Source organism: Methylobacillus draconifructus, from assembly GCF_045984385.1.
Taxonomy (GTDB): Bacteria; Pseudomonadota; Gammaproteobacteria; order Burkholderiales; family Methylophilaceae; genus Methylobacillus; species Methylobacillus flagellatus_A.
The window spans coordinates 95,812-106,725 of sequence record NZ_JBJQIJ010000003.1; the positions used below are offsets into that span (position 1 = coordinate 95,812).

Annotated in this window: 12 protein-coding genes; 9 read left to right on the forward strand and 3 right to left on the reverse strand. The window is 47.0% G+C overall.

The window, feature by feature from the left end:
• Position 1 precedes the first annotated feature (1 nt).
• A complete protein-coding gene (locus ACKF11_RS06820; protein ID WP_407996460.1) occupies positions 2-397 on the forward strand; it encodes an Hsp15 family ribosome-associated heat shock protein in 396 nt (131 codons plus the stop codon).
• 95 nt (positions 398-492) lie between these two features.
• On the opposite strand, the gene ACKF11_RS06825 is transcribed toward ACKF11_RS06820, so the two are convergent.
• The 3 genes from ACKF11_RS06825 to ACKF11_RS06835 all read right to left on the reverse strand — a co-directional run bounded on the left by ACKF11_RS06825 (position 493) and on the right by ACKF11_RS06835 (position 2,565).
• Complete coding sequence (locus tag ACKF11_RS06825; RefSeq protein ID WP_407996461.1) at positions 493-654, reverse strand: hypothetical protein; 162 nt, start codon at positions 652-654, stop codon at positions 493-495.
• 122 nt (positions 655-776) lie between these two features.
• Entirely contained in the window at positions 777-1,892 is a 1,116-nt protein-coding gene (locus ACKF11_RS06830) for a PA0069 family radical SAM protein (RefSeq protein ID WP_407996462.1), read from the reverse strand.
• The gene (locus ACKF11_RS06835) at positions 1,867-2,565 is read right to left on the reverse strand and encodes an SDR family oxidoreductase (RefSeq protein ID WP_407996463.1); all 699 of its coding nucleotides are present in this window, start codon (positions 2,563-2,565) and stop codon (positions 1,867-1,869) included. The genes ACKF11_RS06830 and ACKF11_RS06835 overlap by 26 nt, the downstream gene beginning before the upstream one ends.
• 130 nt (positions 2,566-2,695) lie before the next feature.
• Here ACKF11_RS06835 and ACKF11_RS06840 point away from each other — a divergent pair, with 130 nt between their 5' ends.
• The 8 genes from ACKF11_RS06840 (at position 2,696) to ACKF11_RS06875 (ending at position 10,912) form a co-directional block, all read left to right on the forward strand.
• Positions 2,696-3,037, forward strand: coding sequence for a MarR family EPS-associated transcriptional regulator (locus ACKF11_RS06840; protein ID WP_407994382.1), 342 nt, complete (start codon positions 2,696-2,698; stop codon positions 3,035-3,037).
• Positions 3,034-4,446 carry a mannose-1-phosphate guanylyltransferase/mannose-6-phosphate isomerase gene (locus ACKF11_RS06845; RefSeq protein WP_407996464.1) on the forward strand — a complete coding sequence of 471 codons (1,413 nt, stop codon included), beginning with the start codon at positions 3,034-3,036 and terminating at the stop codon, positions 4,444-4,446. The genes ACKF11_RS06840 and ACKF11_RS06845 overlap by 4 nt, the downstream gene beginning before the upstream one ends.
• Complete coding sequence (gmd, locus tag ACKF11_RS06850; RefSeq protein WP_407996465.1) at positions 4,443-5,528, forward strand: GDP-mannose 4,6-dehydratase; 1,086 nt, start codon at positions 4,443-4,445, stop codon at positions 5,526-5,528. Before ACKF11_RS06845 ends, gmd begins: the two co-directional genes overlap by 4 nt.
• Positions 5,529-5,545: 17 nt before the next feature.
• The gene (locus tag ACKF11_RS06855; protein ID WP_407996466.1) at positions 5,546-6,523 is read left to right on the forward strand and encodes a GDP-L-fucose synthase family protein; all 978 of its coding nucleotides are present in this window, start codon (positions 5,546-5,548) and stop codon (positions 6,521-6,523) included.
• Positions 6,524-6,526: 3 nt separating this feature from the next.
• Complete coding sequence (locus tag ACKF11_RS06860) at positions 6,527-7,855, forward strand: flippase (RefSeq protein ID WP_407996467.1); 1,329 nt, start codon at positions 6,527-6,529, stop codon at positions 7,853-7,855.
• Positions 7,856-7,918: 63 nt separating this feature from the next.
• Entirely contained in the window at positions 7,919-8,830 is a 912-nt protein-coding gene (locus tag ACKF11_RS06865; protein WP_407996468.1) for a glycosyltransferase family protein, read from the forward strand.
• Between the two features lie 127 nt (positions 8,831-8,957).
• A complete protein-coding gene (locus ACKF11_RS06870; protein ID WP_407996469.1) occupies positions 8,958-10,097 on the forward strand; it encodes a glycosyltransferase family 9 protein in 1,140 nt (379 codons plus the stop codon).
• Between the two features lie 41 nt (positions 10,098-10,138).
• Positions 10,139-10,912: a glycosyltransferase gene (locus ACKF11_RS06875; protein WP_407996470.1), complete on the forward strand. Its 774-nt coding sequence runs from the start codon at positions 10,139-10,141 to the stop codon at positions 10,910-10,912.
• Positions 10,913-10,914 lie beyond the last annotated feature (2 nt).

Here is a 10,914-nt window from a genome sequence, read left to right on the forward strand (position 1 = left end):
CATGAGCGAACAGGACAACAAGTGCCGCCTGGACAAATGGCTCTGGGCCGCAAGATTTTTCAAGACCCGCAGCCTGGCGACGGATGCCATCGATACCGGCAAGATACATGTGGACGGAGACCGCGTTAAGCCGGCTAAAGAAGTCCGTCTGGGGCAAGTGATTCACATCCGCCGCAAGGAACTGGAAATGGAAGTCATCGTGCGCGGGCTCAGCACGCAGCGCCGCGGCGCACCGGAAGCGGCGCTATTGTATGAAGAGACGCCTGAGAGCATCGCGAAACGCGAGAACCTTGCCGTAACCCGCGAGCAAGAACATGCACAGCGCGAACGCGGCATGGGGCGCCCCACCAAGCGCCAGCGCCGCGATATCAAGAAGTTTACCGGTATTGATTGGTGACTAAGTACTGCAGGCTTGTTCGTTGCAATACCTGATGATATTAATTAAAAAGCCCTCTGAAGAGGGCTTTTTAAATTTAGATGAATGCTATTTGTCTAACTCAAGAACAGCTTCACAATAGCAATGGCAGCACCAAAAATACCGGCCACTGCAATGAATGGATACCATTTTGCCTCGGCATTGATCTTGCTGGTTTCAGCGATCAGTTTGGCAATCTCTGCGTCGATTTTCCTTAAATCGTGTTCTTGTGTGCTCATGTGCTAGACTCCTTTCGCTCGTATCTTACGCTTTTTATCTTGAGTGTCAAAATTCCACCTTTCATATTGGAGTATGATCTCGGCTTGTTGCTTCTTTTTGGAAGCGCGATATATTGCTTGTTCTAATCGAACAATCCAAATTGTTCAGGTTTTCCCGGTGGCCGGAACAGCCCGGTATTCATCTCCAGGTTGCGCTGGTTGAGTCCTAGTTTCCTGGTTGCCAGCTTGAAGCGCTGGCGGATCATGTCGGCGAATATGCCCTTGCCCCTCATGCGCTCATGGAACTCGGACTGGTTGTTTTGTCCGCCCCGGCTTTGGCGGATGATGCTCATCACATGGCCGGCCTTGAGCGGATAGTGGTGTTGCAGCCATTCCTCGAATAGCGGCGCAACCTCCAGGGGCAGCCGCAACAGCACATAACCCGCGCTGGCGGCCCCGGCATCGTGGGCGGCAGCCAGGATATCCTCGAGCTCCGGGTCAGTCAGCACCGGGATAATCGGCGCTGTCATCACGCCTACCGGGATCCCGGCCGCATGCAGGCGCCTGATCGTCTCCAGGCGGCGCTGTGGCGCTGCAGCACGTGGTTCCAGCGCGCGGCTGATCCGGTTGCTCAAGGTGGTGACTGAAATGAAGACCTGGGCCAGCCCTTCGTTTGCCATCTCGGACAGGATGTCGATATCGCGCTCCACCATCGCGGCTTTGGTGACAATGCTGACGGGATGCTTGAACTCCGCCAATACCTGCAGGATCTGCCGTGTGAGCTGTTGCTGCCTTTCCAGCGGCTGGTAGGGGTCGGTGTTGGTTCCCATCGCCATGGGCGCGCAGCGGTAATTCTTATTGCTCAACTCCTTGCGCAGCAGGCGTGCCGCATCCGGCTTGACCAGGATGCGGCTTTCGAAATCCAACCCGGCCGAAAGGCCCAGGTAGGTATGGGTAGGGCGCGCAAAGCAATAAATGCATCCATGCTCGCACCCGCGGTAGGGATTGATGGAGCGGTCGAAAGGGATGTCCGGTGATTTGACCCAGTTAATGATGCTGCGCGTACTGTCGATCAGCACTTCGGTGGCAAGCGGCGCCAGGTCTTGTTCCAGGTTGCTCCAGCCGTCATCGATATCCGCATGTTGCAGATGATCGAAGCGGCCGCTGTGGTTGCTGATCGCGCCGCGCCCCTTGAACACCAACGGGCGCAGCACGGCATGGGCGTGCAATGGATTACCAGGGAATTTCTTGTCCGTCATATGCATAAAACTTGCCTGCATCCGCGAGCGTGGCATGGTCTATCACCTGGCGCAGGCCGCTGATGCTCTGCTCGGTGTTGATCAACGCGTTAGGGCCGCCCATATCGGTCAGCACCCAGCCGGGATGCAGCACCAGGGTCGTAATGCCTTCTTTTGCCAGTTCGATCGCCAAGCTTTTGGTGATCATATTGAGCGCGGTCTTGCTGGAGCGGTATATGTAGCTGCCGCCGCTGGTGTTGTCCGCAATACTGCCCATCTTGCTGGTCATGTTGACTAGCTTCTTGACCTGCCCTTGTTTCAAGTGCGGCGTGAAGGCCTGGGCCATCTTGAACGGCGCCAGGCTGTTGATGCGGAATGCCTCGATCCATGCTTCATAATCCGCATCTGCAAAGAACTGGGTTGGGCTATCAGGGTAAATCCCGGCATTGTTGATCAATACGTCAATCGGCTGGCCTGACAACGAGGCGGCCAATTCGTCCACCTGGTGGAAATTGCCCACGTCCAGCTTATGCACGCTGACCAAGTCCTTGAAACGGGATGCAAGCTGCAACAGCTCCTCGGCCGATTCCGGCTGGCGACAGCAGGCCAATACATGCCAGCCGGCTTCGGCATATTGCCGTGTGAATTCAAGGCCCAGGCCCCGATTGGCGCCGGTAATGAGGACAGTTGCCATGCTTCAATGCTCCGTAGTGACTAGGGCTAACTAGGATAACATCCGGGGGTAAATTTTTCAGGGTTGTGAGGATTGAAAAGTTTTTGTAAACTGCGTTCATCATTTGAACGCAGTGTGATCCAATATATTCATGCTCACCGACGAATACCGGTACAAGATCCTCAAGCTGGTGCAGGAAAAGCCGGAGATCAGCCAGCGTGAGCTGGCGAAGGCTTTGGGTATCAGCCTGGGAAAGACGAATTTCTGCCTCAAGGCCTTGGCTGAAGTCGGCTTGCTCAAGGTTTCCAACTTCCGCAACAGCAAGAATAAGCTGGCCTATATGTATGTGCTGACGCCTAAAGGGATAGAGGAGAAAGCCGGTATCACCATGCGGTTCCTTAAATACAAAATGCAAGAATATGAAAACCTGCAGGCGGAAATCGAAGAGCTGCGCCGGGCAGCAGGTGAACTCGTAGATGAGGAGGCCAAATGAGCGAGCGCTATGCCGTGATGCTTTGCGGCGGTTCTGGGACACGGCTATGGCCGTTGTCACGCACATTGCGGCCCAAGCAACTGCTTGCCTTGAACGGCAAGGAAACCTTGCTTCAGCAAACTGCGCTGCGTCTTTCCCGTCATGTACAGTCCAGTAACCTGATTACCGTCACTCACGAGGATCACAAGTTCGAGGTCAAGGGCCAGCTTGCCGACATCCTGCCGGAGGCAATCAACGGCGTCATGGCAGAACCGTGCGCCCGCAATACACTGCCTGCCATTGCATGGGCTGTCAGCCGCATCCATCTTCAATCCCCGGACGCGATCGTCGGCGTCTTTCCTTCTGATCATTCGATTGATAATGAAGAAGCTTTCCATCAGGCTTGGACTGCTGCGGAAGAGGGAGCGGCCCAGGGATACCTCACCCTGCTTGGCATATCGCCGACCGAGCCGGCAACCGGTTACGGATATATCCAGCCTGCCGATACGACTGTCGGAGGCAATTCCGGGCATGCCATATACGAAGTCGCCCGTTTCGTGGAGAAGCCCGACCGGGCCAATGCTGAAGCGTTCCTGGCGCAAGGCTATTTGTGGAATAGCGGCATGTTCGTTTTCCGTGCCGATATCTTTATGCAATTGCTGGCCGAACATCAGCCTGAAATCAGTGCATTGATAAGCAAGCTCGATAGCGGAAACCTGGCCGAAGAATATGCAAAACTGCCCAATGTTTCCATTGACTACGGATTGGCTGAAAAAGTGAGCAGCGCCGCTGTCGTATCGGTCGATATGGCCTGGAGCGACCTAGGCAATTGGGATTCGATCTATCAGCGCAATGGCAAGAATGCCGATGACAATGTCTGCGAGGGCGACGTCATCGCTTTGGATACCAACAACAGCCTGTTATGGAACACGCATGGCTTATTGGCAACATTGGGTGTCAGCAACCTCGCCATCATCCAGACCGCTGATGCCACCTTGATCTGTGATCGCGGACGGACCGAGGACATCAAGCAGTTGGTGGCGTTGGTGCAGAAGCAAAAACCTGAGCTTACCGAGCTGCATCGGACAGTTCAGCGTCCCTGGGGAGCATATACCGTGTTGGAGGAAGGCATCAATTTCAAGATCAAGCGCATCTCGGTCAACCCCGGCGCCAGCCTTTCAATGCAAATGCATCACCACCGGTCTGAACACTGGGTGGTAGTGTCCGGCGTTGCCCGCATTACCAATGGCGATCGGGAAGTCACATTAACAGAAAACGAATCCACATATATTCCCAAAACCCACCGTCACCGATTATCGAATCCGGGAGATGTGCCGTTGCATATCATCGAAGTGCAATGCGGCGAATATGTTGGAGAGGACGATATTGTCCGCTTTGAAGATACTTATGGAAGGTGTGAGAAACAATGAGCAAGGTTGCTTTGATTACGGGTGTTACCGGGCAGGATGGCGCCTATCTATCTGAATTTCTATTGAATAAAGGCTATATAGTCCACGGCATCAAGCGCCGTGCATCGTTGTTCAATACCGATCGTATCGACCATCTGTACCAGGACCCGCATGTCGACAATCAGAACTTCATCCTGCATTACGGCGACCTGACCGACTCTACCAACCTCATCCGCATCATCCAGCAAGTCCAGCCGGACGAAATCTACAATCTGGCTGCCATGAGCCACGTGGCCGTCAGCTTCGAAACTCCCGAATACACCGCCAATGCCGACGGTATTGGCACCCTGCGCATTCTCGAAGCCATCCGCATCCTCGGTCTCGAGAAGAAGACCCGCTTCTACCAGGCCTCTACCTCAGAACTCTATGGCTTGGTGCAAGAAGTCCCGCAGAAGGAAACCACTCCATTCTACCCACGCAGCCCATATGCCGTGGCCAAGCTTTACGGCTATTGGATAACCGTCAACTACCGTGAAGCCTATGGCATCTATGCATGCAACGGCATCCTGTTCAACCACGAAAGTCCGCTGCGCGGCGAAACCTTCGTCACCCGCAAGATCACCCGCGCTCTGGCGCGTATCAAACTGGGGCTGCAAGACAGCCTCTACCTCGGCAACCTCGATGCCTTGCGCGACTGGGGCCACGCCAAGGATTACGTTGAAATGCAATGGCTCATGCTGCAGCAAGAGCACCCCGAGGACTTTGTGATTGCCACCGGCGTTCAATACAGCGTCCGCGACTTCGTCAACGCCGCCGCCAAGGAGCTCGGCATCGCCATTATTTGGCAAGGCCAGGGCGTCGACGAAAAAGGCTATGACAGCAACGGCAAAGCCATCGTCCAAGTCGATCCGCGCTATTTCCGTCCTACCGAAGTCGAAACCCTGTTGGGCGACCCGGCCAAGGCCAAGCAAAAACTCGGCTGGACTCCCAAGATCAGCTTCCAGGAGCTTGTCTCCGAAATGGTGCGAGAAGACCTCAAGAGCGCCGAGCGTGACGAACTCGTCAAGAAGCACGGTTTCGCTGCTTATGACTACAACGAATAGCAGGGTAGGGCGCATTAATGAATAAGCATGCACGCATCTATGTGGCGGGCCACCGAGGCCTGGTTGGTTCCGCTATCGTCAGGAACCTCGAAGCCAAGGGGTATACCAACATCCTCAAGCGCACCCACGCCGAACTCGACCTGACCGACGAAAAAGCCACGGACCAATTCTTTGCCGAATACAAGCCGGAATACGTTTTCCTGGCCGCAGCCAAGGTCGGCGGCATCGTCGCCAACAACACCTACCCGGCAGAATTCATCCGTGACAACCTTGCCATCCAGACCAATGTCATCCACAGCGCCTGGAAGCACGGCGTTACCCGGCTCCTGTTTCTGGGCTCTAGTTGCATCTACCCCAAGCATGCCCCGCAGCCCATGAAAGAAGAACACCTGCTCACCGGTCCATTGGAACCGACCAACCGCCCGTATGCGTTGGCCAAGATTGCCGGTATCGAAATGTGCTGGAGCTACAACCGCCAATACGGCACTCAATACCTCGCCGCCATGCCAACTAATCTTTACGGCCCTGGCGATAATTACCACCCTGAGAATAGCCATGTTATCCCAGCCCTGCTACGTAAATTCAACGAAGCCAAGCGGAACCACCAACCCACCGTCACCGTCTGGGGCACTGGTACTCCCAGAAGAGAGTTCCTCTACAGCGACGACATGGCTGATGCCTGCGTTTATCTCATGAATCTGCCGCAAGACCAATATCGAGCATTGCTGGGTAGCGACGAAAGCCAGAGCGGCAGATTCGAACCACCGCTTATCAACGTTGGCGTAGGCGAAGATATCACCATCAAAGCACTAGCGGAGCTCGTCAAACAAATCGTGGACTATCAAGGCAACATCGAATTCGACGCCACCAAGCCGGATGGAACACCGAGGAAGCTCATGGATGTGACAAGACTTACGAAGGCTGGATGGAGAGCTAATACAGCTTTAAAGCAAGGCCTAGTCATAGCCTATCAAGATTTTTTGGTTTATCAATAGCATATGAATCAATTGTGGATTAAGTATTTGCCAAGATTCATCCAGAGTCGATTGGATGGGCGTGTTAATTTGCAAGCTGCACTAGGAAATAGTGGGTGGTTGATTGCTGATAAAGTGTTGAGAATGGGTGTAGGCCTTGTAGTTGGAGTGTGGATTGCTCGTTACTTAGGGCCGGAACAATTTGGATTGTGGAATTACGCAATTGCATTTACTGCATTATTTTCAGCATTTGCGACATTAGGTCTGGATAGCATTATTGTTAGAGATATTGTGAAGTATCCAGATCAAACAAATAAGCTACTTGGCACTGCATTTATTCTAAAGCTGTTTTCTGGATTGATAGCATTGATTATTACAATGCTGGCAATTTATTTTGTTAAACATGGTGAGCCCGATGTGATGTGGTTGGTTGGCATCACTGCAGCAGGTTTCATTTTTCAGTCACTCAATGTCATAGATTTTTATTTTCAGGCAAAAGTAAAATCTAAATATAGTGTTATTCCTGCAGTTTTATCCTTTACGCTGCTTAGTCTTGTAAAAATTCTCTTATTGTTAAATTCCGCTCCTTTAGTAGCATTTGCTTGGGCTGGTCTGTGTGAAATTGTATTAACCGGATTATTTTTGCTGGCAGCATATTATTATAACCATCTAAATATTAGATGGTGGAAGTTTGATAAGTGCGTGGCTTTAGAGTTATTAAAAGATAGCTGGCCACTTATTCTCTCAGGTATGGCAATCATGATTTATATGCGTATTGATCAAATTATGATTGGCGAAATGATGGATAGTGAAGCTGTTGGATTGTTTTCTGCGGCAGTCAGATTAAGTGAACTATGGTATTTTATTCCTATTGCAATAGTAAATTCTGTATTTCCTGCAATGATAGAAAGTAAAAAAGAGAGTGAGGAGATTTATTATTTAAGGCTTGAGAAATTGTTCAGGTTGTTGTTTTATTTTGCAGTTGTAGTGGCGATTTTTGTTACTTTCTTAGGTGATTTTATTATTTTATTTTTATATGGTGAACCTTACTCTCTTTCAACTTCGGTATTGGTGATTCATGTTTGGGCTGGAATTTTTGTGGTTTTGGGAGTGGCGAGTGGTAGCTGGTTTACAATAGAAAATCTGCAAAAGTACCGTTTTTATAGAGCTGTTTCAGGGTGTTGTGTTAATGTCGGTTTGAATTTGATTTTTATTCCAAAGTTTGGAATTAATGGAGCGGCTTTATCTACTGTTGCTTCTCAATTTTTTGCAGCATTCTTTTTTGATTTGTTTAGTAGAAAATCTCGACCTATATTTTGGGTAAAATTGAAGGCACTTCTTCCTGAGTTTTAGAGTAAATTTTTTCGAGATGTCTAAATTTTTTAATTGTAAAGTTAGGGTGTTATTTTTTTATATATGGAATATGCTCCAATAGTCTTATTTGTATACAATAGGCCTAATCATGTTGCTAGAGTTATTGATGCACTTAAGCTGAATAAGCTGGCGTGTGAAAGTGACTTGATAATTTATTCTGATGCAGCAAAAAAAGATAGTGATCTTGATGCGGTTGCAGAGGTGAGAACTTATATTCATAAGGTTGATGGCTTTAAGTCTGTAACTGTAATTGAGCGAGGTGAAAATATGGGACTTGCTCGCTCGATTATAGATGGAGTTACTACGGTTTGTGAAAAGTATGGAAAAGTAATTGTCATGGAGGATGATATAGTGACAAGTCCTGACTTTCTTACTTTTATGAATCGGGCATTGCATCATTATGTCGATGAGAAGAGAGTGTGGCATATCAGTGGATGGAACTATCCTATAGATTCGACTGATATTGGCGATGCGTTTCTTTGGAGAGTCATGAATTGTTGGGGGTGGGCAACGTGGCATGACAGATGGAAATATTTTGAAAAAGATTCACAAAAATTAATTTTATCTTGGGATCAGAATAAAATTAATAGATTCAATCTTGATTGTGTAAAAGATTCTTGGAGTCAAGTGAGAAGTAATGCTACTGGGGATATAAGTACCTGGGCAGTTTTCTGGTATGCAACAATATTTGAGTATGGTGGCTTATGTCTTAATCCAACTAAAACATTTGTACACAACATTGGACATGATGGTACGGGAGAGCATTGCGGTAATACTTCGATTTATGAGGGTAAAGAGTTTTCTAGTTTATTTCATGAGTTCCCGTATATTTATGTGGAAAACTCTCTAGCAACTAGTAGAATAAAGCAATTTTATTCTAAGCATAATCCTTCGTTCTATAGAATTTTTTTGTCTAAAGTAAAAAGGCGTTTACTGAGTAAGTGGACATCCTAGTGGTGCTTGTCGAATAAATTAAAGATGTATTCTGGTCAATTTTTAATTATTTAAATATTAAAAGGATGAGCGCAATGAGTATAAGTTTTTGCATTTCTACAATATTGGATTCTGTAGATTAGCTATAATGATAATTACTACAATAAAAGTCTTGATCGTTTTTCTGATAATAAGAGCGTATAGATTCTTTGTTACTGTTTTTTTTATCCCTAATGTAGGAGTGCAAAAAAAAGCTCTTATAGTAAGGTTGGATAATATTGGAGATTTTGTTCTCTGGAAGAACTCAGCAGAAGTCTTACTTAGTGATTTACATAAAAAAGGTTATTGTGTTTCTTTAATAGCTAACTCATCTTGGGCATCATATGCGGATAAGATACTACCTTTTGATGAGGTGATTGCATATGATTTTGGATCGATAATAAAAACAAAATTTTTTGGTTTTGCTTTGGTAAAAAAACTTGTATTAGATGATTTTGATCTTGTAATTAATCCAGTTTTTTCTAGAAATATTTATATTAGTGATCCTGTAGTTTTGGCAACGAATGCGCGCGAAAAGATTGGGTGTTTGGGCGATTGTTCTAATTTGAGTAAAATTGAAAATTTTTTTTCTAAATTTATTTATACAAAATTAATAAATGTTGGTGATAATTTTCTACATGAGCTGCAAAATAATGAAAATTTTTTAAGAAATATTGGAGTTCTAGGTGATTTGGCTGTTAGGCCACAGCTTCCTAAAATTGCTATGAAAAATGTTACTTTTCCAGAAAATTTTTTTATATTGGCTATTGGTTCTAGTTGGGCTGGTAAATCATGGCCTTTAATAAGATTTAAAGCATTATCAAAATGGTTGATAAGTGAGTACAAGTTTACTCCAGTAATTATTGGAGGTGAATATGACAGGGAGAATGGAGATTTTATTGTTGATGGTGACGGGTTAAATCTTTGTGGTAAAACATCGTTGGAGGTTTTGGCGAATATATTTTCCAAGTCTAGGTTCGTGATTTCCAACGATAGTGCTGCCATACATTTTGCATATTCTGCTGGTACTCCTGCAATATGTATTCTTGGAGGTGGTCATTTTGGTAGATTTTTACCGTATCCTAAGATTAAAGATGGATTCCCAGTGCCTAGAGCTGTGCATGCAAATATGAACTGTTTTGGATGCAATTGGAAGTGCTGTTACAAGCGGAGGCCTGATGAGCCGGTTAAATGTATTGATAATGTCACATTGGATATGGTCAAAAAGGAAGTAGTTTTACTATTATGATGATAAATTCCAGAGTCTTAATAACCCTCTGGATCTGATATATGGTACCGCTAATTGATAGTAAAGTGAAAATTAGTATTATCACTGCAACATATAATGCTGCAGAGGTGTTGCCAATTTTGGTGGCTTCACTACATAAACAGACGGACCAGGATTTCGAATGGGTAGTGGCTGATGGTGGCTCAAACGATCATACCTTGCCTTATTTAAAAGGACTGTCTGGTATAAATTTAGTGCTATCTGAGCAACGTGATTTTGGTATTTATGATGCTTTGAATCGGGCAATTATGCTCAGCACTGGAGATTACTACGTTGTATTGGGGGCTGATGATAGGTTGTATCCAGATGCTATCTGCGAGTTCAAGCGTGCGGCGTGTCATGGTCCTGATATCGTGACTGCACGAGTTGATTCTGATCATGGAGTTAGACTTATTAGGAGTGGAAAACCTTTTTTGCGCGGGCAGCTGGCTTATATATCACAGCATTCTGTTGGGACTCTGATTAAGAAAAGCCTGCATCAGCGTTTTGGCTATTATTCACGCCGTTTTCCTATTGGTGCCGATCAGTATTTTATTAAGCGTGTTTGTGATGCTGAGGATACCTTGATTCATCAAGCTGATTTTGTTGCTGGCTATTATCCGACTACAGGTGTTTCTGGTGCCGATATTCCTGGGACGATGACTGAGTTTTTCCGCGTACAGCTGGAGACTGAGCGCTATCCAGTATTACAAATATTACTATTCATTGCGCGCTTGATTCGCCATATGCCCAAGCTTATCCGGTATGCAAAGAATAAACAGATGGACAAACTCTAGCC